Source organism: Streptomyces sp. NPDC002853, assembly GCF_053591915.1.
Genome location: NZ_JBSFUS010000015.1, coordinates 44830 through 67338 on the forward strand (window position 1 = coordinate 44830; position 22509 = coordinate 67338).

Consider the following 22509-nt stretch of genomic DNA (forward strand, 5'->3'; position numbering starts at 1 on the left):
GCTACGTACCGTGGAGGGGGCGGGCCGATGGCCGCCGACGACGCCGACCTGTTCCGGCCGGTCACACCGGTCCGCGCCTATCAGCGGGTGGCCGAGCAGATCGAGGAGCGCATCCTCAGCGGCGATCTGCCGCCAGGCTCCCGGCTGCCCGCCGAGCGCGAGCTGGTCAACCGCTTCGGCGTGGGCCGCTCCACGGTGCGCGAGGCGCTGCGTGTCCTGCAGTCGGCGGGCCTGATCCGCTCCCGCCCCGGCGACCCGCTGGGCGCCGAGGTGCTCGGCGTCTCGCCCGACAACCTCAGCCAGGCTCTGGGCCGCCTGACCCGCTCCAGCGTGGCGACGCTCGGCGAACTGGTGCAGTTCCGCATGGTGTTGGACGCGGAGAGCAATCGTCTGGCGGCCCGCCTGCACGCCGCGGAGGATCTCGCCCGGATGCGCGAACAGATCACCCGCATGGAGGCGCTCAGCCGCGGCGGCCCGGCCTCCCTGCACGCGTTCAGCGAGGCGGACGCGCTCTTCCACCGGGCGATCGCCGAGGCGAGCGGCAACTCCCTCCTTGGCCTGTGCGCACGCGCCGTGCACGAGGCCGTGGTGGAGGTCATCGAGAAGAAGATCGCGGGGGTCACGGACACCACGGCCTGGATGGAGCGCTCCATAGCCCACCACCGCGAGGTCCTGGCGGCGATCACCGCGGGGAACGGACCGCTCGCCGCGCGCCTGGGCCGCAGGGCCCTGCACGAGTACTACGCGGAGCATGTGGAGCCGGAGGCACGGGAGTTGCTGGCGGCCTCGGTCGAGGACCACTGAGCCGACTCCTTGGGCGCCGCCCGGTCAGCCGCCGCCCGTCATCCCCTGAACCCCGGTGAAAGCCCGAGCCGCCCCTCGAGCTGTCCGAGCAACTCCCCGAGCAGCGAGCTGAGTTGCGCCTGCCCGCCCTCGTCGATCCCGGCAAGGACAACGGTCTCGTAGGCGAGCTGATCGGGCAGGATCGAGTCGACCAGGTCGCGGCCCGCGTCGGTCAGTCCGACGTGCGAGACACGGCGGTCACGGGTGTCGGCACGCCGGTCGACCAGGTCACGTTCCTGGAGCTGCTTGAGCCGCTTGGTGACGGCGGCCCCCGAGGAGAAGGTCTCGCGGGCCAGTTCGCCCGGGGTCAGCTCGTGTCCGGTCCGGCGCAACGCGCCGAGGAGATCGAACTCCGGCCGGGTCAGCCCCACACGACGCAACGGCGCGTCCTCGGCCTGCTGCAGCAGAGCCGCACACCGGTTGATGCGCCCGATGACCTCCATCGGGCCGGTATCGACATCGGGCCGCACCGCCTGCCACTGCCGCACGACGGCGGCGACGGTGTCACGGGGTGCATCGGGGGCGCCGGGCGTCGCGGGCGCGGAATCACCGGCGGGAGCACCGCTCGTCGCGGGCTCGGGGCCACCCGAAGCCGCACCGCCCGGCGCGGGGGCGGGGGCGTCCCCTTCGACCTCTCCCGTGTGGGGCCCTGCCTCCTCCGGCATGTCCCCTCTGCTTCCGTTCCTCATGTGCCCCGTCCTCGGCCTTCCGTCTTGCCCGGCACTTCACGCCCGTACGTGTTCGCCCTGCTCCGTGCCGCGTACCGTCGCCGCGAGCGTACGATGTCCGGCCTGCTCTGCGATCATCACCCGCTGGTCCGGCAGGGCGCGCTGCCACCACTCGCCCGCCGCCGCGTCGTGCGCGGTGCGCAGGTCGACCAGCGCGGCGGTCAGGACGCGGCGCGCCGGGCGCAGGGTGGCGGGGGTGGGGGCCGCCAAGGCCTGTTCGGCACGCGCACGGGCCCGGTCCGTGGCGTCTATGGCCAGTTCTATGTGGTCGGCGGCGCGCCGGTTGGTGACGGTCATCGCCGCGACGATGCCGAGCAGCGCGCCCACGAACGTGTCCACGACCCGGTCGAGGATCAGCTCTCCGGGCTGCTGGAACCGGGCGAACTCGGTGACCAGCAGTGCCATCGGAGTGACGCACACGCTGCCGAGCCAGTAGTTGCGGCCGATCAGCGCCTCCGCCCCGAAGGCGAGCGCCAGGCAGCAGACGATCAGCGCGGCGTGATTGAGATGGGCCAGCGGAGCGATCGCGGCGAATGCGAGCACTCCGACGAGGTTGCCCACCACGCGCTGCACTCCCCTGTTCCAGGTGAGCGTGACGTTGGCCTGATAGAGGGACGCGGCTGTGACCAGCGCCCAGTAGGGGCGGCCGACGCCCAGGGCCAGCGAGGCGTACCCCGCGAGCGCGCAGCCGACCGCCGTGCGCAGCGCGATGGGCAGGAGCGGCGATCCGGGGCCGAGGCGCCGCCACAGGGGGGTGGCCGAGCCGCTCGCCGCTCCGGCGGCCAACTCGGCTTCCACGCCCAGGAGTTCCTCGTCCTCTTCGGTCCGTACGCCGCCGGGGCGCGGCACGGCGCCCGTGCCGCGCAGACCCGCCGCCCAGGAGCGCAACTGCTCGGGGTCCGCCGTCGACGGCGCCGCCAGGGCATCCTCGGCCCGGATGACCAGGCGCTCCAGGGCGCGCCGCGCCGCCGTGCGTGCACCGCCGGCGAGCAGGGACTGCCAGGCCGCGTGGACGGCCGCGGCCGCAGCGGGCCGGGCGCGCTCGCGGCCGGGGCCCGAGGCATCGGCGTACGCAGCGGCCGCCCGCAGGGCCCGCGCGGTGGCCCGGCGCTCGGGGCCGTGCGGCCGCACCAGGGCGGGGGCCATGCCGACCAGCCAGGCCACGGCGCCCGCGCCCAGCGTCAGGGCGAGGTGGCCGGGGACCTGCCCGATGGACTGCGGCGCGAACAGCGTGGCGGAGCTGATGAACGTGAAGATGAGGTGCCCGGGCGGGCCGATGCGGGTCGCGTCGCACAGCGTCTTCTGCGCGGCGGCGAGCAGCGCCCCGACCGCCACGAGCACCGCCGCCGACGTGGTGAGCGAGGCGGCGACCATGGCGATGCCGACACTGGCCAGCATGCCGACGACGACTCCGGCAAGGGCGCGGGCCCGTGCGGCGTAGGGGAGGTTGTGCGTGTAGAGGGCGCAGAACGACCCGGCCATCGTGTACATGACGAGATCGAGGCGGCCGATGGCGAGAAGCGTCAGGTTCGGTATCGCGGTGGCGACGACCACGCTCGACGCGGGCTTGAACCAGATGTCGGACGGCTTGCCCGGACGCAGCACACCGGCGAGCGGGAGTCGACGGACACGGGAGGGGCCGGAGGGGCGGGGCGAGGAGGGTGGTGCACTGCTCATACCCAGAACCTTAGCAAGTGTTTTACTCGAAAACGATTTACCTCGGAAGTCTCCTCCGTCACGCCGCGTCCGCCCCCTCCGCGCTCCCCGCGTACACCCATGCGCTCGCGTACGACGCGCCGCGCGAGGGCATCGACCCCAGGGACACCGTCGATCGGGGAGGTGCGCGGTGCACGGACCGGCGCAGGCCGGCTGGCTGCTCGTCGCGCTGTGCGCGGCTACCGGGTCCTACTGCCTGCTGCGGATGCGCAGCAGGATCGAGGCCCAGCGCCGGACCGCCGGCGGCGAGGCGCTCATGGGGTTCGGGATGGCCCTGATGGCTCTGCCCGCGGCCGTGCTCACCCCGCCGCGGTGGGCCTGGCTCGGATACGCGGCCGTGTTCGGCGCGGCAGCGCTCCGCGCGCTCTGGGCGGCCCGCCAGAACCGCCACCACCTGCATCATCTGGTCGGCGCGTGCGCCATGGTCTACATGGCGGTGGCCATGGCCGCGACGCCCACCGCGCACGCGGGCCACGGCGGCGGGGGCACCCCGGCGCTCACCGGGGCGCTGCTGCTCTACTTCGCGGGGTACGTCCTGTGGTCGGGCGTCCGCCTGCTGCCCGTCCCCACGCTCGCGGCGGCGAGGGGCGGGGTCAGCGGCGCCGGCGCGGTCACGGGGTGGGGTGACCGCACCGAACTGGCGATGGTGTGCCGGCTGTCCATGGGGATCGCCATGATCGCGATGCTGCTCACGCTGTAGGCCGCCGCGGGGCGCCGGGCGGGAGGAGCCCGGCGGCCGTAAGGGGTGATATCCCGCGAACGGCCGTGGCGTGCGTCACTTGCGGCGATAGGTCATACCCTCCGGCAGCGCCGCCCTCATAGTCTTGACACATGTTGCTCCCCGTCGCGCTGTTGCTGCTGGGCGCCCTCACCGCCGTCGTCGCCCCGCGCCTGATCGCACGCGCCGACTGGCCGGAGCGCGAACCGGTGGTCGCGCTGTGGGCGTGGCAGTGCGTCGTGGCGGGCGTGCTCATGTGCTGCGCCCTGTCGATGACCCTGAGCGCCGCCGCCGCATGGCAGGCCGTGCGCGGCCACGTCTTCGCCCCCGCCCCGCACGACGTGATCGACGCGTACGCGCTCGGGGCGGGCGGCTCCTGGGCACCCGCGACGGCCGTGGCGCTGGCCCTGGGCGGCGTGTGGACCGCCGCGATGCTGACCCGCGAGATCATCCGGGCCCGGGCCAGGCGCCGCAAGGGACGCACCGAACTCCGCCTGCGCGCGCCGCTGTTGCCGGGCGAGGAGCCCGGCGCCGACCGGCTTGTCGTCCTCGAGGGTGAGCGCCCCGACGCCTGGTGGCTGCCTGGCTCCGCTCCCCAACTGGTCATCACCACCGCCGCGTTGCGCCGCCTGAAGGGCCGTCAGCTGGATGCCGTGCTCGCCCATGAGCAAGGGCACGCGCAGGCGCGGCACGACTGGCTCCTGCACTGCTCGGGCGCGCTGGCCACGGGGTTCCCGCAGGTTCCGGTCTTCGCCGCGTTCCGGGACGAGATGCACCGCCTGGTCGAGCTGGCCGCCGACGACGTGGCCTCGCGGCGCTTCGGGCGTCTCACGATCGCCCTGGCGCTGGTCGAGCTCAACGAAGACCGGGGCGTGTTCGGCCCCTGCCCGACCCCGCAGGCCCACGTGCCGCAACGGGTGCACCGGCTGCTGTCCGCGCGGCCACGGCTCACCGCGGGGCGGCGGCTGCGGCTGACGGCCGCCGCGGCGCTCGTGCCGGTGGTCCCGCTCCTGGTGACGTTCGTGCCGGGGCTGCGCGCCCTGGGGTGATGGCCTGCCGCCGGAGACCGCGGAAGCCGGGGCGCACCCCGCGGGACACCACCCCGGGATGGCCTCCGGCACCGCTCGTCGGCGAGGATCTCTCCATGCACCCCGCCGCTCCCCTCGACTCGCCGCCCGGTCCGACCCGTCCCCGCAGGCCCCGCGCCCCGCTCGTCGCCGCGCTCCTGGGCGTCCTCTCGCTCCTGCTGATCCTCCTGGTCGAGCTGGAGTGGGGCCCGCTCGGCACCCTCGACGGTGACATCGCGCGCACCACGCACCGCTGGGCGGTCGCGCACGACGGCGTCACCCAGGCCAGCCGCATCCTGACCGACTGGGTGTGGGACCCGTGGACGATGCGCCTGCTGATCACCGCGGCCGTGCTGTGGCTGCTCTTCCGCGGGCAGCACCGCCCTGCCGTGTGGCTCGCGGTCACCTGCGCGGTGGGCACCCTGGTGCAGCAGGGCCTCAAGGCCGCGGTCGACAAGCCGCGCCCGCGATGGCCGGACCCGGTGGACTCCGCCCACTTCGCCGCGTTCCCCTCGGGCCACGCGATGACGGCGACGGTCGTCTGCGGGCTGCTCCTGTGGCTGCTGCGCATGTACGGCGTCGGAGCCGCCGTGTGGCGCACGGCCGTCGTGATCGCCGCGGTCTCCGTCGTCGGGGTCGGCGTGACCCGCGTCTGGAACGGCGTGCACTGGCCTTCGGACGTCGTCGGCGGCTGGCTGCTCGGCACCTTGATGGTGACCCTCGCGATCGCCACGTACGCCCGCCGCCCGGGCACCCGCGCCCCTGAGACCACCTAGCCCCCCGACGCACCCCCAACGCCTACGCCGCAAAGCGCACTTGACCACCCCTCCGCCCGTCCCGGAGGATCCCTGACATGACGATCAAGGGCGCGCTCTTCGATTTCTCCGGGACTCTGTTCCGCATCGAGTCCACCGGGTCCTGGTTGCGGGCGGTGCTCCAGGAGGCCGGACTTCCGCTCCCCGCGGCCGACTTCGAGCGGCTGGCGGAGGAACTCGAGCGTGCCGGTGCGCAGCCGGGTGGGGCGCGGCCCGACCTCGTTCCCGAACGCCTTGCGGCGCTGTGGGCCCAGCGCGACCGCAGCGCCGCTCAGCACCGCGCCGCGTTCACCGCCCTCTCGCGCGAGGTCCGGCTGCCCGATCCGCTCCTGCACGACGCCCTGTACGACCGCCACATGCGGCCGGAGGCCTGGCGCCCCTACGCCGACGCGGCCGAGGTGCTCACCGGGCTCCGCGAACGGGGCATCCGCGTCGCGGTGATCAGCAACATCGGGTGGGACCTGCGCCCCGTCTTCCGCGCCCACGGCCTCGACCCGTACGTCGACGCGTACACCCTGTCCTTCGAGCACGAGATCCAGAAGCCCGACCCGCGCCTCTTCGCGCGTGCCTGCGAAGCGCTCGGCGTCGATCCCGCGGACACGCTGATGGTCGGCGACGACCGGCACGCGGACGCCGGCGCCACCGCACTCGGCTGCGCCGTCCACTTCGTGGACCATCTGCCCGTGGACCGGCGGCCGGACGGACTGCGCCCCGTCCTCGGTCTCGTCGACGGGGGCTGAGATGTCGCGGGCCTCGACGGCTTCGCAGTGCTGGGGGTCAGGGTGCGGGGCGCCTCATGAGCGGTAGCCCTCGACCTGGGCCGCGGGGCGGGCCCGCGCCTCGTCCGGGTTCTCGCCGAACTCGGCCTTGGCGCGCCGCTGGCGCAGCAGGTCCCAGCACTGGTCCAGTTCACGCTCCAGCGCGCCGAGCCTCGCGCGCTCCGTCGCCTCGTCGATCGCGCCCGCCGCGAGGGACTCCCGCAGCGTCCGTTCGTCGTCGACCATCGACGAGATCCGGGACAGAATCTGCTCTTGATCCATCTCAGTACGCCTCCTCGGCCCCCCGGCCCACTGTAAGGAGGGTTCGGCCGATCGGCACCTGTGAGCAGGCAACACTCCCCCGCGGTGTTGCCTGCCCCAGGTCGCACCGGACCATGCGACGACCACTGAGGGTCTTGGCCCGCGACACGCTGAGTATACTGGCTCTCAGCCAGTCAACGCAGGAGTTACAGGATGTCCCCGCGTAGCGCATCGGTCAATGAAGAGTTGCGAAGGCGTTCCAGGGAGCGGCTCCTGCAGGCCACGGTCGACCTGGTGAGCGAACGCGGGTACGAGGCGACGACACTCGGCGACATCGCGGACCGCGCGGGCTCGGCCCGCGGCCTGGTGTCGTACTACTTCCCCGGAAAGCGCCAGCTCCTGCAGTCGGCGGTGCACCGGCTGATGCACCGCACGCTCCAGGCCGCCCTCGAACGGGAGCCGCGGTCGGCGGACGGCGACGAGCTCCTGGCCCGCGCCATCGACGCGATCCTGGGCCTGGCCCACGACCAGCCCCTGCTGATGCGCACGCACATGGCGGGAATCCTGCAGGCGGACGGATTCGTGCGCTGCCCCGAGCAGCAGCACCTCGCCGAACTGCTCCGCGACACCGTCGTACGCCATGGCTCGCCCGACGTGGACACCGATTATCCGCTGCTGCGCGCCCTGCTGATGGGCGCGGTCTTCGCGGTGCTGCTTCCGGGGGCGCCGATGCCGCCGTCGGCGCTGCGGGCCGAGCTCTTCCAGCGGTACGGGCTCGCCTGGGAGCTCGGGGTCCCGCCGGGCGACGAACCGCCCGGCGGGACACATGCGCGCGTCGCCGATCAGGCCGCGCAGGAGACACGGTCCCCTCAACGGTCCACGCAGCGCCGCACGCGACCGTCCGGTCAGTCGAAGTAGTCCGGCTGGGTCTGGACGTTGAGCTCACGGACGCGGACCCGCTCGGCGGGATCCGTCCGCTTGTCGTCGATCTTCAGGACGTCGAAGCCCTTGGCGATGTCGTTCGAGTACACGTAGCCGTTGTAGTAGTACGCCGACCACGAGCCGCCCGTCTGGAGGGTGTCGGCGCTGAGGGGACCGCGCTCGAAGTAGCCGATCTCCTTCGGCTTCGAGGAGTTGGTGAAGTCCCAGACGGAGACACCGCCCTGGTACCAGGCCTGGACCATCAGGTCCTTGCCCTTGACCGGGATCAACGAGCCGTTGTGGGCCACGCAGTTCTCGGTCGCGGCCTGGTGGCGCGGGATCTTGTAGTAGCTCTTGAAGACCAGCTTGCGCTTGTCGCCCTTGCCGGTGACGTCGTAGATGCCGTTGGCCCCGCGCTCCGGGCCCGTGGCCTCGTCACAGGTGGCCGCGCCGCCGCCGCCGAGCTCGTCGGTGAAGACGATCTTGTTGGCCTTCTGGTTGAAGGTCGCCGAGTGCCAGAACGCGAAGTTCTTGTTGTCCTGGACCTGGTCGATGACCTTGGGCTTCTCGGGGTTCTTGATGGAGAAGAGGATCCCGTCGCCCATGCAGGCGCCCGCGGCCAGGTCCTTGGAGGGCAGCACGGTGATGTCGTGGCAGCCGGTGGTCTTGGAGACGCCCGGGTTGGTGGGCCCGCCCGGGTTTCCGCCGCCGTCGGGGCCTTCACCCGGGAAGAGGACGGGGAAGTCGACGACCGCCGCCTTCTGCGGGGCCTTGCGGGGCACCTTGATGATGGAGATGCCGTCGTGCGGAGGCTGGCAGTCCGGGAACGTCGCGCTCGGGGAGTACGAGGAGACGTACACGTAGACGTTGCGCTTCTCCGGCACCAGGGTGTGCGTGTGCGAGCCGCAGGCGGTCTCGACGGCGGAGACGTACCTCGGGTTCGACTTGTCGCTGATGTCGAAGACCTTCATGCCCTCCCACGAGGACTTCTCCGTCGCGGGCTGCGAGGTGCTGCTGCAGGAGTTGTCGCTGCGCGAGGAGTCGGTGGAGAGGAAGAGCAGGTTCCCGGAGACGGAGATGTCGTTCTGCGAGCCGGGGCACAGGACTTGGGAGACGGTCCGCGGCTTCTTCGGGTTGCTGATGTCGAAGATGCGGAAGCCGTCGTAGTTGCCCGCGAAGGCGTACTTCCCCTGGAACGCGAGGTCCGAGTTGGTGCCCGGCAGCGCGTCCTTGGGGATGTTGGCGAGATGCTTGATGTTGGCCGAGTGCACGATCTCGTCGGGCGCGGGTATCTCGCCGTCCTTGATGGCCGCCCTCGCTTCGGCGGCGTCACTCTTCGACACACTCTTGGGCGCGGCAGGAGAGTCGCCCGGGTCGGGCGTCGCTCCGGCGGGCGCCGCACTGAACAGCGCGGCTATCAGACCGAGCGCGGCCGCGCCGACGCCGAAGCGTCTGCGCCGTGTTCGGGGGTTGTTCAACAGGGTCACTGCGTCCTCCCTAGTCGCCGTTCGTAGTTGAACGGTTCACGGACACCCCGCAGTATCGTGCTCAGCATGCACAGATCAACAGATGGCAACGCATCTGTAATGAAAGTTTTTGATCAATCCCGCACGTTTGCGTGCTAGGACGGTCCTCAACTCCCCCGCGCGCCACAGGAGGCAGCCGTGCACCACCGTCGTACGCCCGCCGTCGCCGTGTTCCTCACGGCCGCCGTTCTCGCGCTCGGCGCCTGCGATTCGGGAGGTTCCGACTCCGGTTCGGAACCGGGCAAGAAGGCCGCGCCAGGGCCCTCGGTGATCGCTCCCGGCAAACCGGGCGAGACGGCCGCGACCATGTCCGCCGAAGACGCGGCCAAGCAGAGAACCGACGACGACACCCCCAACTCGGCGGACTTCACCTACACCCAGATGATGATCACGCACCACGGCCAGGCACTGACGATGACCGAACTCGCCCCGAAACGTGCCGAATCCACGAAGGTCAAGCGCCTCGCCGACCGCATCGCGGCCGCGCAGCGCCCGGAGATCGGCGCCATGAAGGGCTGGTTGAAGAAGCACGGCGGCGCGAAGAAGCAGCAGGGGCACGACCACGGGACGATGCCGGGCATGGCCACGGAGGGCCAGCTGAAGCAGCTGCGCGCCGCGAAGGGCAAGACGTTCGACGAGCTCTTCCTGAAGCTGATGATCACTCACCACAACGGCGCGGTGACGATGGCCACCGATGCGCTCTCCGACGGCAACAACATCCAGGTCGAGGAGATGGCCGCCGACGTGATCGCGCAGCAGACGGCGGAGATCAGCCGGATGCGCAAGATGTGAGGTGCGGGGTGGCTGCCTTGCGGCGTGACTGCCGTGCGGCGTGACTGCCGTGAGGCGTGACTGCCGTGCGGCGTCAGGTCAGGTGCAGAGTCAGGTCAGGTGCGGCTTCGGGGTGGCGGTGTCCCGTTCGTCGCGCGGCTCGTGGTCGCGCCGCGGCAGCAGCAGCGGCGTGGCCAGAATGAGGACCCCGGCGATCCCGACCGCGGTACGGGGTCCCGTGACGCCCGCCAGCAGACCCCACAGGCCGGTCATGGCCGCGATGGAGAGCTTGCTGGTGACCGACCACGCGGACAGGGTGCGGGCCACGCGGTCCGCCGGGGTGTGGTCGAGGCGATAGGTGGCGAACACCGGGTTGAACACGCCCGAGCACATGATCAGGCCGAACTCGACGACGATGACGAGCACGAGCCCGGCGACACCGGGGCCGATGAAGGCGAGGCCGATGAGCCAGCAGGCCCGCAGCGTCCCCGCGGTGCGAAGGACCCGGTGCCGCCCGTACCGCTCGACGAGCCGCCCCGCGAGCCGCGAGCCGATCAGGCCGCCGACGCAGGGCGCGGCGAAGGCCAGGCCGTACTGCCAGGGCGCGAAGCCGAGCTCGCCGACCATCAGGACGATCAGGAGGGGCGATGTCGCCATGATCAGGCCGTTGTTCAGCACCGTGTTGAAGAACAGCGGGCGCAGCACGGGACCCGCCAGGATGTGCCGCCACCCGTCGAGCAGGTCGCCCGCCTTGAAGCCCGTCGCACGCCCGGTGCGCACGGGGTGCGGCTCCTTGCCGCCGATCGCGCGGACGCCGAGGGCCGAGAGCAGATAGCTGACCGCGTCCGCCACCACCGTCATCACCGGGCCGAAGAGACCGATCGCGGCTCCGCCGAGGGGCGGCCCGAGCATCAGGGCGGTCCAACTCGTCGACTCCAGACGGCCGTTCGCGACGAGCAGTTGTTCCGGCCGGACGAGCGCCTTCAGGCAGGCGCCGCTCGCCGCGCCGAAGGCGATGTCGGCCGCGCCCACGACGACCGCCACCAGCAGGAGCTGGCCGAAGCCGAGCAGGCCGAGCGCGTACGCGGCGGGGATGCTCAGCAGCGCGGCGCACCGGACCAGGTCCATGGCGATCATCACCGCCCGCTTGCGGCGGAACTCCACCCAGGGCCCGAGCGGCACCGCCACCACCGCGCCCACCGCGAACCCCGCCGCCGCGAGGACCGACACCTCCGTCGGGCCCGCGTCCAGGGCCAGGATCGCGATCAAGGGGAACGCGTCGAACGCGAGCCGGGTACCGAACGCGCTGACCGTGTAGGCCGCCCACAGCCATCCGAACTGCCGCCCAAGGGATCGCCTGGCCTCCATGCCCGGTGCCACCCCTCGCCTCGCGCTCGAACCCGCCCACTTTGACCTGCGGCATCCAATCCGGCGACAGGCCCGCAGGTCAAACAACCGCCGAGCGCGATCAGCCACAACCAATGGTTGTCTTCCAGGATGGCGGGCGTGGATCTCCTTGCCGAGAGGGGCTCGGTGCGGAACTCGGGTCCGGTCGCCACACGGCAGCACGGCCGGCACCCCGCGACGGCGAGACGTGGACGCCCGCCTGGGCGTGGTGAGCGGCGCGGCGGCTCGGGGGCGGTTCAGCGGCGGTTGTGGCGTGCGGGCAGCGCGCCCGCGTCCCGGGCGGACGCGATGAGCTTGAGGGACCTGCGGCGGCTGCGGCCGGTCGCCCGCATCACCGCGAGGACGGGATCACGCCCCTCGGCCTGCGCCGTGCGGTACTCCTGAGCCGCCATCAGCCGCCCCTGCCGTCCGCGCGGCCAGGACGGGCGGGCGCGCGGTACGGGTCGCGGGTCCCGCGGGTGCGGATCGAGGAGCGGTGTCGCCTCAGGAGCAGGAGAGGGCGCGGCGGTGAAGTCGTCACCCGAACATCCCTGCCGGGCGTGCAGACCTTCCAGGGTGATCCGCCCTTCCGACACCACGGCCCGCGCGTCGATGGCGGCTCCGTCACCGAAGGTCAGCCGCACGTGGAACGAGGGTGATGAGGGGCCTGAGGGGGATGAGGGGGAGCCTGCCCCATTCGGTCGATAGTGATCAGAAACGCCAAGAAGGGAGCTCTCAAGCACAATCAAAAGGTAGCCGTGCGATCGCATTAGGTCACGAACGGCACGCAGGGCCCGCGCGGCGACCGGCTTCCGAGCGGGATGCCCGGATCAACGCGCCCCTCACGGCGTCTCCCCCTTCACGCACGGGGGTGCGATGCTGAGTTCATCCCCCGAGGCCGCCTCGCGGAAGGAGCACCGCCGTGCTGCAGGTCGCCGTCGTCGGATCGGGCCCGAGCGGGGTCTACACCGCGCAGTCCCTCGTCCAGCAGGATCTCGTGCCGGGGGTGCGCGTCGACGTGATCGACCGGCTGCCCTGCCCGTACGGCCTCGTCCGCTACGGTGTCGCGCCCGACCACGAGAAGATCAAGTCCCTGCAGAACAACCTGCGTACGGTGCTCGAACACGACCGCGTCCGCTTTCTCGGCGGCATCGAGATCGGCCCGGGCGGCTTCCCCACGGAGCGGCTGCTCGACCTGTACCACGCGGTGGTCTACTGCGTGGGCGCCGCGGCGGACCGCAGGCTGGGCGTGCCGGGCGAGGACCTGCCGGGCAGCCACTCGGCCACGGAGTTCGTGTCCTGGTACAGCGCGCACCCGGACGCGGCGACCGACGGTTTCATCGCGGGCGTCGAGTCCGCCGTGGTCATCGGCGTCGGGAACGTCGCGGTGGACGTCGCCCGGATGCTGGCGCGCGGCGTGCCCGAGCTGCGGCCCACCGACATGCCCCAGGCGGCGCTCGGCGTGCTGGCCGGGAGCCGGGTGCGCGAGGTCCACATGGTGGGGCGGCGCGGCCCTTCGCAGGCACGCTTCACCACCAAGGAACTGCGTGAGCTCGGCTCGCTCCCGGACACCGAGGTCATCGTGGATCCCGCGGAGCTGGCACTCGACCCCGCCTACGCCGACCCGTCCGGTCTGCCCGCGGTGGGCCGCCGCAACGTCGAGGTGATGCGCGGCTGGGCCGAGCGCCCGGCGCGAAACCTGCCGCGCACCATCCGGCTCCGCTTCTTCCTGCGGCCGGTGGCCGTGACGGAGGCCGCGGGGCGCGTCGGCGGGGTGCGGTTCGAGCGGACGCTGCCGGACGGCCGCGGCGGGGTGACGGGCTGCGGGGAGTACGAGGACATCGCGGGGCAGCTGGTCCTGCGCTCGGTCGGCTATCGCGGGGTGCCCATCGACGGGCTGCCGTTCGACCCCGGGCCCGGCACGGTGCCGCATGCGGCGGGGCGGGTGCAGCGGGAGGGGGCCGCGTCCCCCGGCGAGTATGTGGCGGGCTGGATCAAGCGGGGGCCGACGGGCGTGATCGGGACCAACCGCCCGTGCGCCAAGGAGACGGTGCTGTCCCTCCTGGAGGATGCCCCTGCCCTCGTACGGAAGGGAGTGCCCGAGGATCCGCTGCCCGCGCTGCGCGAGGCGGGGCTGGACCCCGTCGAGTGGCAGGGCTGGCAGGCGATCGAGCGGGCGGAGGCGGCGCGGGGCGCTGCGCTTGGCCGCGGGTCGGTGAAGATCGCGGACTGGGCGGGGCTGCTGGGCGCTGCGCGCGGCGGCCAGCTGTGAGCCGGTCGGGTTTTTGACCGCGGGCCGGTGGGGGCTGATCGCGCGGTTCCCCGCGCCCCTTACGGGGCCGGCCTACGTTTCGCCTGCTTACGGGGCGCCCACGCGCTCCGCCTGAGCCGTTGCCGCCGCAAGGACGCTGCCCAGCAGGCCCGGGAACAGCGCGTCCAAGTCCTCGCGGCGCAATCCGTTCAGCTTGGCCGTGCCGCGGTAGATCTGCTGGATCACGCCGCTCTCGCGCAGCACCCGGAAATGGTGCGTGCTCGTGGACTTGGTGACGGGCAGGTCGATCTGTGAGCACGAGAGCCCGTCGAGGCCCGGCTCGCACCCGGCGAGCTGCCGCACGACCCGCAGGCGCATCGGGTCCGACAGCGCGTGGAGCACACCCTCGAGCCGGATCTCCGCGCGCGAGGGGTGGTCGAGCGCACGGCTGCTGATGGGTGCGGCGGTCGTCATGACGGCTCCACTTCGTCGGGGCTTCACGTCTGGCTTCACGTCTGGCTTCAGGCCGGGCTTCAGCTCTGGACTTCAGGTCTTCTCGAAGGCCTCCATAGTACGAGAGTCATCGTAGTTTGACATCTGCCGTACTACGAGGTCTATCGTACGAGCTGTACCGAAGTTTATGACGAATGGAGTCCGCCGTGAGCGCGCTGTTCGAGCCCTACACCCTGCGATCGCTGACCGTCCCCAACCGTGTGTGGATGGCGCCGATGTGCCAGTACTCGGCCGAGGTGTTCGGGCCGAACGCGGGAGTGGCCAACGACTGGCACTTCGCCCACTACGGGGCGCGCGCCACCGGCGGCACCGGCCTGATCCTCGTCGAGGCGACCGCTGTGAGCCCCGAGGGCCGCATCAGCCCCGCGGACCTCGGCATATGGAACGACACGCAGGTCGAGGCGCTGCGCCGCATCACCGGCTTCCTGAAGACCCAGGGCACCGTCCCGGGCATCCAGCTCGCCCACGCGGGCCGCAAGGCCTCCACCGACCGCCCCTGGAAGGGCGGCGGACCCGTCGGCCAGGACGAGCACGGCTGGCAGCCGGTGGCGCCCAGCCCGCTCCCCTTCGACGAGGGCCACCACCTGCCGCACGAACTCAGCACGGAGGAGATCCGCGGCGTCGTCGGCCAGTTCGCCGACGCGGCCCGGCGCGCGCTGGACGCCGGCTTCCAGGTCGTCGAGATCCACGGCGCCCACGGCTACCTCATCGGTGAGTTCCTCTCGCCGTTCAGCAACCACCGCACGGACGAGTACGGCGGCTCCTTCGAGAACCGTTCCCGGCTCGCCCTGGAGGTCGTCGACGCCGTGCGCGCCGTATGGCCCGAGGAGCTGCCGCTCTTCTTCCGGATCTCCGCGACCGACTGGCTGACGGAGAACCCCGAGGACGAGCGGGAGGGCTGGACGGCCGACGACACGGTCCGGCTCGCCAAGGAACTGCACGCCCACGGCGTGGACCTCCTGGACGTCTCCACCGGCGGCAACGCCCCCAGGGCGCGCATCCAGGCCGGCCCGGGTTACCAGGTCCCGTTCGCGGCGCGGGTGAAGGCGGAGACCCCGCTCCCCGTGGCGGCCGTCGGCCTGATCACCGACCCCGAGCAGGCCGAGAAGATCCTCGCCAACGGTGAGGCGGACGCCGTGCTCCTGGGCCGCGAGCTCCTGCGCAACCCCTCCTGGGCCCGCCACGCGGCGCACGACCTGGGCGGCGATGTCGCCACACCCCAGCAGTACCACCGCATGGTGTGAGCCCCGCCGCGCGCCGCTTCACCGCCCCGGCAGCCTTGGCCAAGGGTCGGGACTGGGGTCATCCCTAGGTGACACCCCGAAGCGGCGGCCGGTCCGGGGTCCGTACCGTGGCGCTGTCGCGATGTGTCACGGTTCGGGGCCTGTTCCGGCCCTCGGGAGGACGTTGTGCGCTACGTCATCGAGGTGTTCCGCTCCCCCGGGGGCGTGCACGGCAATGTGGTGGGCGCGAGCTGCGAGGAGGGCGACACGGGCCACCGCACGCAGTTCCACGGCTGGCTCGAACTGCTCTCGCTGCTCGAACCACCCCCGGACGCCGCGTGCGGGGAGTCAGGAGAACGCGCCGGCGCGGCGGGGGACGACTCCTGTGACGCCTGATACCGGATCGCGTGAGCCGGCCCTTCGGGAGTGGCGAATCGGCTTGTACCGAGAGCGGTTCCGGCGCCATCGTGGACGTTCAGGGCCATGCGCCCGGCACGGTTCGCCGGCACAGTCCGGGCGTCCGTACCGGGTGCCGACATGTGGGGGCGGTGATGACGTCCGGCGACACACTGAACGGCCATGTCAACGCACCGGCGCCCCATGAGGCGTTCTCCGGCCGTACGAGCGAACTCGCGGCGCTCCAGGAGGAGTTCCGCCAGGCGCGCGAGGGTGCGCCGCGTCTCGTCCTGATCGACGGACCCGGCGGCATCGGCAAGTCCGCGCTGGTGCGCAGGTTCCTGGACACGGCGGGCGACGCCTGCGTGCTCCAGGCCAGCGGCGAGGAGAACGAGAGCGCGCTGCCCTGCGGGGTGCTCGCCCAGTTCGTCGGGCAGAGCCCGCTCCCGCTGCCGGACTCCCTGGGTTCACTGGTCCGCACGCCCCGCTCGGCACCCGGCACCCTGCCGCCGCTCGCGGCCGGCTTCGGACTGCTCGACCTGCTGAGCGAGCTGCAGGACAAGGGCCCTGTCATCCTGGTGCTCGACGACGCCCACTGGGCCGACTCGGCGTCGCTGAACGCGCTGACGTTCGCGCTGCGGCGGCTGCGCGTCGACAAGGTCCTCGCGATCGTGGCGGCACGGGACCCGCAGGCCCCTCAACTCCCCGAAGGAATCCGCCGGTTGCTGGCCGACGTCCGCACCAGGCGCATCCCGCTGCACGGACTCAGCCCGGACGAACTGGGTTCCCTCAGCGCACAAATGGGCAGCAACCGGCTGCCGCACTCCGCGTCCGTACGCCTGCGGGACCACACGCACGGCAATCCGCTGCACGCCCGCGCCCTTCTGGACCAGGTGCCCGCGCACGTCCTGCGGGACGTGACCACACCGCTGCCCGCGCCACGTTCGTACGCCATGCTGGTGCTCGCCAACCTCGCGGAGTGCGGTTCCCAGGCGCTGCGGCTCGTCCAGGCCGTCAGCGTGCTCGGGCTCTCCTGCCCGCTGAGCGTGGCCGCCGCCCTCGCCCGCGTCACCGCACCGCTGCCCGCACTCGAACGAGCCGTCAAGGCAGGGTTGTTGAAGGAGACAAACCCGGGCGCCGCACCCGAGATCGCCTTCCCGCACCCCCTGGTCCATGCCGCGGTCTACCAGGACATCGGACCCGCCCACCGCGCCGATCTGCACACGCGGGCCGCCGCCCTGGTCGACGACGACTACGCGAGCCTGCGCCACCGGGTGCTCGCCGCCACGGGCCCGGACGAGCACCTGGCCGCCGCCCTCGCCGCCTGCGCGCGGCGCGAGGCGGCCACCGGCCAGTGGGCGGTGGCCGGCACGCACCTGCGGCACGCCTCACGGGTGGCGACGACCGACCTGGAACGCGACCGGCTCGCCGTCGAGGCGGTCGAGGCGCTGCTGCTCGACGGCCGGGTGCACGAGTCCGCCGAGCTCGCGGCGGGACTGCCGCCCGGCGCGGACCCGGCGTTGCGCGGCTACGTACGCGGATATGTGGCACGTGTCCAGGGCCGCATGGAGCAGGCCCAGACGCTGCTCGTGGACGCCTGGAACCAGTGCGACCACGAGAGCGACCCCTCTTTGGCGGCGCGCGCGGCGGAGCAGTTGAGCTACGCCGCCGTGATGCGCGGGCGCTCCTCCGACGCCGCCCGGTGGGCGGAGCGTGCCCAGCGGCTCTCCACGCTCCAGGGGCCGAGCCGGATGCTGCGCTTCAACCATCTCCTCGCGCTGGGCCTCAGCGGGTCCGCCAAGAAGGGCATCGAACTCGCCTGAGACCTCCCTGATCCGCTGCTCGTCCCGCCCGCGGACATCGATCTGCTGCTGGCACGCGGCCAGTTGAGGCTCTGGTCGGACGATTTGCTCGGCGCACGGGCCGACTTGCTCGGCGCCGTCGCCAACTGCCGTAGGGGCACGGTGCCGTTGCGTCTCCTCTCGGCCTCCGCGCTCGCGCAGACCCTGCACCGGCTCGGCGACTGGGACGAGGCGCTGATCCACGCCGAGGCGTCCGCCTCGATCGCCGACGACAGCGAGCAGTCGTGGCTGAAGCCCGTCACCCACGCCATCGCCAGCTGGATCCTCTCGGCACGCGGCTCGTGGGACCGCGCCTCGGCGCACCTGCGGCTCGCCCTGGACGCGCCGGGCTGCGACGAGAGCGCCCTCGCCTACGCGTACGCGGCGTCGGCGCACGGGGCCTTCGCCGAGGCCCGCGCGGAACCGGAGCGTGTCGTCGAGGCGCTGCGGCCGCTCCTGGACTTCGCCTCGCACGACGGGGTGAACGAACCGGGCGTGGTGTCCTGGCGTGAGCTGCTCATCGACGCCCTGATCCAGCTCGGAGACCTCGACGAGGCACAGGCGGTCCTGCTGCCCTACGAGGAGCGGGCGCAGGCACGCGGGCAGCACGGCGCACTGTCCACCGCGGCCCGGGTGCGCGGCAACCTGCACGCGGCGCGCCGGGAGACGGACCGCGCCCAGGCGGCGTTCCTGCGCGCGCACGACCAGGCGGCGCAGCTCCCGTCGCCGTTCGGCCGCGCCCGCGTCCAGCTCGACCACGGGGCGTTCCTGCGCAGGATCGGCCGCCGCTCGGTCGCCGTGGCCCAGCTCCAGGCGGCGTACACGACGATGAACGAACTGGAGGCTGGGCCCTATCTGGCGCGCTGCGAGAGGGAGTTGGACGCCTGCGGGCGGGCGGCTCCCCCGCGGCCCGCACACGAACCGGCGGACATCGACTCCGCCGCCGAAGGCCTCACCCCGCAGGAACTGGCCGTCGCGCGCCTCGCGTCGCAGGGCTTCACCAACCGGCAGATCGCCACCGCGCTCGCACTGAGCGTCAAGACCATCGAGTACCACCTGGGCCACACCTATACGAAGCTCGGCATCACCTCGCGCATCGGGCTCGTGCACCACTTCGCCCCCCAGGACCGGCGCACGTCGTCCTAGCCCGGCGGGCCTGGCACCTTCCCCTGGCCGGAGCCCCGGCACACCGGGGTTATCCCTGGGCGGTTCCCTGAGGCACCCCTGCCCCTGCCCGGCGTAGTTTTTGGCTGGTCAGGGGATGGGATGCACGACTGGGGGGTGCACAGATGGCTGGCACGGAATGTCCGGCGGTACGCGGCGACGCACCACCGGCCCTGCGTCTGCGGCTGCTGGGGGGATTTCATCTCAGCCGCGGCGAGGGCGACGGCGGCGGACAGGTCGACGTGCCCGCCAGCGGACAGCAGCTGCTGGCCCTCCTCGGGCTGCGGGGCCCCGCGACACGTTCGGTGCTCGCGGGCACCCTGTGGCCCGACGTCACCGAGGAGCGGGCGCGGGCGTGCCTGCGTACCGCCATCTGGCGTCTGAACGCGGCGAGTTCGGCTGTCGGCGGCCCCCGGCCCGGGGTGCTCGCGCTCGGCCGGCGGGTCCGGATGGACATCCAGGACTTCACCGCCACGGCACACCACATACTCGCGGCCCCGGCCGAGGGAACCGGGGTCGCGTGGTCCGCGCTGATGGGCATGGGCGAACTGCTGCCCGGCTGGCACCAGGACTGGGTGGTGTTCGAGCGCGAGCGGCTGCATCAGCTGCGGCTGCACGCGCTCGAAGCCCTTTCCGCGCGGCTCGTCGTGCACGAGCAGTACGCCCCCGCCCTGGAGGCCGCACTGGAGAGCACCCGGATCGATCCGCTGCGCGAGAGCGCGCACCGTGCGGTCGTGACGGTGCACCTCGCCGAGAACAACCTCGTGGAGGCGGTACGCCACTTCAAGGCGTTCCGCGGGCTGCTCCGCGCGGAGCTCGGCATCGAACCCTCGGAGCAGTTCCGCACGATGGTGCGCCACGCGCTGACCTGACGGACACGACGGGAAGGGCGAGCCGGCCATGGGGAACGGGACCGCGGCGAGGGTTCCACCAGAACGGGTGACGTGCCACCACGTCACCGCCGGCCTGTCTGTCCGTGCGCGTTCGGGGGTGCACGGGCCGCGGGCCGGCCAACCCGCCCCTGCCGGCCGCGTTGGGGGACGCGGCCGGCAGGCCACCGGTGTTCCGCCACGCACGGTCACGGGGGTGCCGAGCGCGGGCATGGGACGCCGGTGACGGTGGCGGCCCCGGCAGGCGATGCCTCCCGGGGCCGTCACCGTTCCCCCTTCACTCCCCTCGCGGACGCCTGAGCCTCTCGATGGCCTGGTCGACCGCCCTGTGCGGCAGCCCGGTCCTGCGGGACAGGTCCTTCGGCTCCATGCTGCTCAGGACGTCCTCGACGCTTCTGTCCTCGACGCTCGCGATCTCGCACACATAGCGCTGGACCCGGTCGACCGGATCGACGGCCCGGGAGCGCCTCGCCGCGCGGGCGTCCGCCGCCACCGGCGGGACGAGACCGCCGCGCGCCGCGACGTCCGGCCGGGGCTCCTGCTCCAGCCAGGTCGTCCAGACGCCGCGCCCGACCAGGTGTCCCGCCGCGCTCTCGGCCGGCGAACCGTCCCGCAGGATTCCCGGGTCCGCCGAGTCCGCCCGGACCAGCAGGCGGCAGGAGGCCGCGAACATGGGCGGCGAGGCGACCGGCGGCACCGGCTCGTCGAGCAGGGTGCGCAGCGCGGCGATGTCCGGCTGGTCGGCGGCGTACGTGACGAGCCGGTCCAGGATGCCGCGGATCCGCCCCAGGTCGGGGCTCGGGTGCAGCAGCAGGGCATGGGCCCCGATGATGCCGAGGAAGGGGTTGACGTCGCGCGCGTCGAGCAGGCCGTGCAGTTGCCGCGTCGACACGAGGTCGATCCCCTGCCGCAGCCCCGAAAGCGCGGCCTCCATGGCGAGGTCCAGGGTGCGGTCGGCCGGCTGCCAGCCCACTCCGTGGGGCACCAGCTGGATCGAGGCGAACTGCGGTTGCGGGCCCTGCGGGCCGTTGCTCACGAACACCAGGGTCGTCCACCCGTCGAGGACGTGCAGCGCCTGCGCGAGGGACAGCCCGTCCGCGGGCTGCCTGCGCGTCCTCAACCGGTAGCCGCCGGGCGGTAGTTCACCGCTCCAGGCCGCCCATTCCTGACCGCCGGACGGCTCCCAGCCCCCGGCGCCGCCGTCCACGGGCGCACCGCGTTCGTCGGCGATCTCCAGGGCGAACGGGTCGAGCTGCCAGCCCCGGCGCAGGTTGCGGACGAGGACCATCAGGGTCGGCGGTCCTGTGCCGTGCGTTGCCTCGGTGCTCCAGCGCATCGCGGCCGCGCGGTGGTCCTGCCGGGTCGTGGGTGTGCCCTCGACCGGGGTGGCCGTGGGCATGCGGGGCAGCGCGAGGCGCTCGGTGAACGGCTCGGTGCCCACCTCGACGAAACGGCTCTCGACCTCTCCGCCGAAGCGCTGCTCGATGCGGTAGATGCCGGGCGGCAGCGTCGTGTCGATCGTGCCCATCGCGTGCGCCACTTCGCGGAAAGCGGAGTCCGTGACCGTGACGAGGACCGACGGGGTGTCCGGTATGACGACGAACGGCACCTGCTTCGCCCTCGTGCCCCGTGCGCGCCATCGCTCTTCAGAGCTGGACACCATTGCCACCGCCCGTCATCACCTCGAAGAATCCACCGTTGTGGAAGTCGTCCGCCGCCCAGCTCTCCGGCGTCGCGCGGTACAGCCCCGGCGCGAGCTTCTCGACGCATTCCGTGCCGTCGACGAGCAGTCTCAGCGGCGGCTCGTCGGGGTCGCCGCCGCGCAGCTGCACCCAGCCCCGGAACCCGTCCGGGAAGCGCAGCGTGACGGAGGGCATCCCGTTCTCCACGTCACGGGCGAAGACCATCGGAGCGCTTCCCTTGACGAACCTGGGCTGCTGCGGGACCAGCAGGTGCTTCGTGCGGTCCTCCACATGCCGTACGACATAGTCCGCGAGGCTGTCGGAGGTGATGACCCCCTTGCGGTTGGCGCTGCGGCCGGCCAGGCCGTCCAGGAGCGCGGTCGTGAAATGGCCGCGCGCGAGGTCGGGATCGGCGTTCTGTTGCTCGTAGGCCGGGTCTCCCTGCGAGGTGGCGTACCCCACGAAACAGTCGACCTTCTCCAGCGCGGCCGCCGTGGTGGTGAAGGGCGGGCCGAAAGGGAACATGGAGCCGTTTCCGCTGCTCGTACGACAGCAGTCCGCGAAGCAGACGATCTCGCGGAACGGCGACGACGACTCGTACCAGTCCAGGTACTGGCCCACGGCCAGGTGATTGCCGAGCAGGTCGAACGCGGCGTTGGCCATCAGCAGCGCGGTGCTGTTGGGAGGTGTCATGAAGCCGTGTCCCGCGAGGAAGAAGTAGAGCCGGGTGCGCTGCCTTGCGGCCTCCCACTCCTCCTCGGGCCGGTCCTCGATCGCTTGCTGGACAGCCTTGTTGGCACGGTAGAGCGCCAGGTCCACGTTCTCTCTCGTCGGTACGGCGGTCATGAAGTCCGCGGTGCGTTCCTGCTCCTCGGTCGCGGTCACCAGGGTGACGTTGTCCTCGGGCACATCGCCTCCTTCGGGGTCGAGGAGCCAGTCACGGAACCGGACCGCGTCACCCCGTGCGGCCTGCAGGTCGCTGATGGCCGGATAACGGTTGATGCCGACGACCACGGCGTAGTGCAGGTCGTTCATCGGA

General features: G+C 72.3%; 22 protein-coding genes. 13 read left to right on the forward strand and 9 right to left on the reverse strand.

The genetic code is table 11. From position 1 onward, the window contains the following. The first annotated feature begins 27 nt into the window (after positions 1-27). A complete protein-coding gene (locus tag ACWD02_RS35475) occupies positions 28-804 on the forward strand; it encodes a FadR/GntR family transcriptional regulator (RefSeq protein WP_451218623.1) in 777 nt (258 codons plus the stop codon). A gap of 38 nt (positions 805-842) precedes the next feature. Here the strand turns inward: ACWD02_RS35475 and ACWD02_RS35480 are convergent, their stop codons facing one another. Together ACWD02_RS35480 and ACWD02_RS35485 are read right to left on the reverse strand one after the other, a co-directional pair. Next, positions 843-1508 carry a MarR family winged helix-turn-helix transcriptional regulator gene (locus ACWD02_RS35480; RefSeq protein ID WP_451218626.1) on the reverse strand — a complete coding sequence of 222 codons (666 nt, stop codon included), beginning with the start codon at positions 1506-1508 and terminating at the stop codon, positions 843-845. Positions 1509-1568: 60 nt separating this feature from the next. Beyond that, positions 1569-3248: an FUSC family protein gene (locus ACWD02_RS35485; protein ID WP_451218629.1), complete on the reverse strand. Its 1680-nt coding sequence runs from the start codon at positions 3246-3248 to the stop codon at positions 1569-1571. Between the two features lie 169 nt (positions 3249-3417). Between ACWD02_RS35485 and ACWD02_RS35490 the strand changes: the two genes are divergently transcribed. The 4 genes from ACWD02_RS35490 (at position 3418) to ACWD02_RS35505 (ending at position 6627) form a co-directional block, all read left to right on the forward strand. Continuing rightward, on the forward strand, positions 3418-3987 hold the full coding sequence (locus ACWD02_RS35490; RefSeq protein WP_451218631.1) for a DUF5134 domain-containing protein: 570 nt from the start codon (positions 3418-3420) through the stop codon (positions 3985-3987). 131 nt (positions 3988-4118) lie between these two features. Beyond that, positions 4119-5054 (forward strand): M56 family metallopeptidase, encoded by a 936-nt coding sequence (locus ACWD02_RS35495; protein ID WP_451218634.1) that lies wholly within the window; start codon positions 4119-4121, stop codon positions 5052-5054. A 95-nt stretch (positions 5055-5149) separates the two neighbouring features. Next, on the forward strand, positions 5150-5848 hold the full coding sequence (locus ACWD02_RS35500) for a phosphatase PAP2 family protein (RefSeq protein ID WP_451218637.1): 699 nt from the start codon (positions 5150-5152) through the stop codon (positions 5846-5848). A 77-nt stretch (positions 5849-5925) separates the two neighbouring features. Continuing rightward, positions 5926-6627 (forward strand): HAD family hydrolase, encoded by a 702-nt coding sequence (locus ACWD02_RS35505; RefSeq protein WP_451218640.1) that lies wholly within the window; start codon positions 5926-5928, stop codon positions 6625-6627. Positions 6628-6681: 54 nt separating this feature from the next. Here ACWD02_RS35505 and ACWD02_RS35510 read toward each other — a convergent pair whose 3' ends face one another. After that, the gene (locus ACWD02_RS35510; RefSeq protein ID WP_451218643.1) at positions 6682-6927 is read right to left on the reverse strand and encodes a DUF2630 family protein; all 246 of its coding nucleotides are present in this window, start codon (positions 6925-6927) and stop codon (positions 6682-6684) included. A gap of 192 nt (positions 6928-7119) precedes the next feature. On the opposite strand from ACWD02_RS35510, the gene ACWD02_RS35515 reads away from it, so the two are divergent. Further along, positions 7120-7824: a TetR/AcrR family transcriptional regulator gene (locus tag ACWD02_RS35515; RefSeq protein WP_451218646.1), complete on the forward strand. Its 705-nt coding sequence runs from the start codon at positions 7120-7122 to the stop codon at positions 7822-7824. Here ACWD02_RS35515 and ACWD02_RS35520 read toward each other — a convergent pair. Continuing rightward, positions 7812-9314: an LVIVD repeat-containing protein gene (locus tag ACWD02_RS35520; protein ID WP_451218649.1), complete on the reverse strand. Its 1503-nt coding sequence runs from the start codon at positions 9312-9314 to the stop codon at positions 7812-7814. The two genes, ACWD02_RS35515 and ACWD02_RS35520, sit on opposite strands and share 13 nt — an antisense overlap. Positions 9315-9491: 177 nt before the next feature. On the opposite strand from ACWD02_RS35520, the gene ACWD02_RS35525 reads away from it, so the two are divergent. Further along, the gene (locus ACWD02_RS35525; protein ID WP_451218652.1) at positions 9492-10145 is read left to right on the forward strand and encodes a DUF305 domain-containing protein; all 654 of its coding nucleotides are present in this window, start codon (positions 9492-9494) and stop codon (positions 10143-10145) included. Between the two features lie 90 nt (positions 10146-10235). Here ACWD02_RS35525 and ACWD02_RS35530 read toward each other — a convergent pair whose 3' ends face one another. Continuing rightward, complete coding sequence (locus ACWD02_RS35530; RefSeq protein WP_451218655.1) at positions 10236-11492, reverse strand: MFS transporter; 1257 nt, start codon at positions 11490-11492, stop codon at positions 10236-10238. A gap of 275 nt (positions 11493-11767) precedes the next feature. Beyond that, positions 11768-12154: a DUF6214 family protein gene (locus ACWD02_RS35535; RefSeq protein ID WP_451218658.1), complete on the reverse strand. Its 387-nt coding sequence runs from the start codon at positions 12152-12154 to the stop codon at positions 11768-11770. A gap of 278 nt (positions 12155-12432) precedes the next feature. Between ACWD02_RS35535 and ACWD02_RS35540 the strand changes: the two genes are divergently transcribed. Then, positions 12433-13782, forward strand: coding sequence for an FAD-dependent oxidoreductase (locus tag ACWD02_RS35540; protein WP_451218661.1), 1350 nt, complete (start codon positions 12433-12435; stop codon positions 13780-13782). Between the two features lie 87 nt (positions 13783-13869). Here ACWD02_RS35540 and ACWD02_RS35545 read toward each other — a convergent pair whose 3' ends face one another. After that, the gene (locus ACWD02_RS35545; protein WP_451218664.1) at positions 13870-14235 is read right to left on the reverse strand and encodes an ArsR/SmtB family transcription factor; all 366 of its coding nucleotides are present in this window, start codon (positions 14233-14235) and stop codon (positions 13870-13872) included. 185 nt (positions 14236-14420) lie between these two features. Here ACWD02_RS35545 and ACWD02_RS35550 point away from each other — a divergent pair, with 185 nt between their 5' ends. From ACWD02_RS35550 to ACWD02_RS35570, 5 genes are all read left to right on the forward strand, one after another. Further along, a complete protein-coding gene (locus tag ACWD02_RS35550; protein ID WP_451218667.1) occupies positions 14421-15518 on the forward strand; it encodes an NADH:flavin oxidoreductase/NADH oxidase in 1098 nt (365 codons plus the stop codon). Positions 15519-15683: 165 nt separating this feature from the next. After that, on the forward strand, positions 15684-15893 hold the full coding sequence (locus ACWD02_RS35555; RefSeq protein WP_451218670.1) for a hypothetical protein: 210 nt from the start codon (positions 15684-15686) through the stop codon (positions 15891-15893). A 155-nt stretch (positions 15894-16048) separates the two neighbouring features. Beyond that, positions 16049-17716, forward strand: coding sequence for an AAA family ATPase (locus ACWD02_RS35560; protein WP_451218673.1), 1668 nt, complete (start codon positions 16049-16051; stop codon positions 17714-17716). A gap of 141 nt (positions 17717-17857) precedes the next feature. Then, complete coding sequence (locus tag ACWD02_RS35565) at positions 17858-18880, forward strand: helix-turn-helix transcriptional regulator (protein WP_451218676.1); 1023 nt, start codon at positions 17858-17860, stop codon at positions 18878-18880. A gap of 143 nt (positions 18881-19023) precedes the next feature. After that, positions 19024-19770, forward strand: a complete 747-nt coding sequence (locus ACWD02_RS35570) for an AfsR/SARP family transcriptional regulator (protein WP_451218679.1) — start codon at positions 19024-19026, stop codon at positions 19768-19770. A 295-nt stretch (positions 19771-20065) separates the two neighbouring features. Here ACWD02_RS35570 and ACWD02_RS35575 read toward each other — a convergent pair whose 3' ends face one another. After that, on the reverse strand, positions 20066-21397 hold the full coding sequence (locus ACWD02_RS35575) for a hypothetical protein (protein ID WP_451218682.1): 1332 nt from the start codon (positions 21395-21397) through the stop codon (positions 20066-20068). 37 nt (positions 21398-21434) lie between these two features. Beyond that, on the reverse strand, positions 21435-22505 hold the full coding sequence (locus ACWD02_RS35580) for a caspase family protein (protein WP_451218685.1): 1071 nt from the start codon (positions 22503-22505) through the stop codon (positions 21435-21437). Between the last annotated feature and the right edge of the window lie 4 nt (positions 22506-22509).

Bases quoted from the DNA above. Each gene is read 5' to 3' on its own strand.
- ACWD02_RS35580 (WP_451218685.1), bottom strand. From the start codon at position 22,505: ATGAACGACCTGCACTACGCCGTGGTCGTCGGCATCAACCGTTATCCG.
- ACWD02_RS35505 (WP_451218640.1), top strand. From the start codon at position 5,926: ATGACGATCAAGGGCGCGCTCTTCGATTTCTCCGGGACTCTGTTCCGC.
- ACWD02_RS35560 (WP_451218673.1), top strand. From the start codon at position 16,049: ATGACGTCCGGCGACACACTGAACGGCCATGTCAACGCACCGGCGCCC.
- ACWD02_RS35570 (WP_451218679.1), top strand. From the start codon at position 19,024: ATGGCTGGCACGGAATGTCCGGCGGTACGCGGCGACGCACCACCGGCC.
- ACWD02_RS35500 (WP_451218637.1), top strand. From the start codon at position 5,150: ATGCACCCCGCCGCTCCCCTCGACTCGCCGCCCGGTCCGACCCGTCCC.
- ACWD02_RS35480 (WP_451218626.1), bottom strand. From the start codon at position 1,508: ATGCCGGAGGAGGCAGGGCCCCACACGGGAGAGGTCGAAGGGGACGCC.
- ACWD02_RS35495 (WP_451218634.1), top strand. From the start codon at position 4,119: ATGTTGCTCCCCGTCGCGCTGTTGCTGCTGGGCGCCCTCACCGCCGTC.
- ACWD02_RS35485 (WP_451218629.1), bottom strand. From the start codon at position 3,248: ATGAGCAGTGCACCACCCTCCTCGCCCCGCCCCTCCGGCCCCTCCCGT.
- ACWD02_RS35515 (WP_451218646.1), top strand. From the start codon at position 7,120: ATGTCCCCGCGTAGCGCATCGGTCAATGAAGAGTTGCGAAGGCGTTCC.
- ACWD02_RS35475 (WP_451218623.1), top strand. From the start codon at position 28: ATGGCCGCCGACGACGCCGACCTGTTCCGGCCGGTCACACCGGTCCGC.
- ACWD02_RS35545 (WP_451218664.1), bottom strand. From the start codon at position 14,235: ATGACGACCGCCGCACCCATCAGCAGCCGTGCGCTCGACCACCCCTCG.
- ACWD02_RS35510 (WP_451218643.1), bottom strand. From the start codon at position 6,927: ATGGATCAAGAGCAGATTCTGTCCCGGATCTCGTCGATGGTCGACGAC.
- ACWD02_RS35530 (WP_451218655.1), bottom strand. From the start codon at position 11,492: ATGGAGGCCAGGCGATCCCTTGGGCGGCAGTTCGGATGGCTGTGGGCG.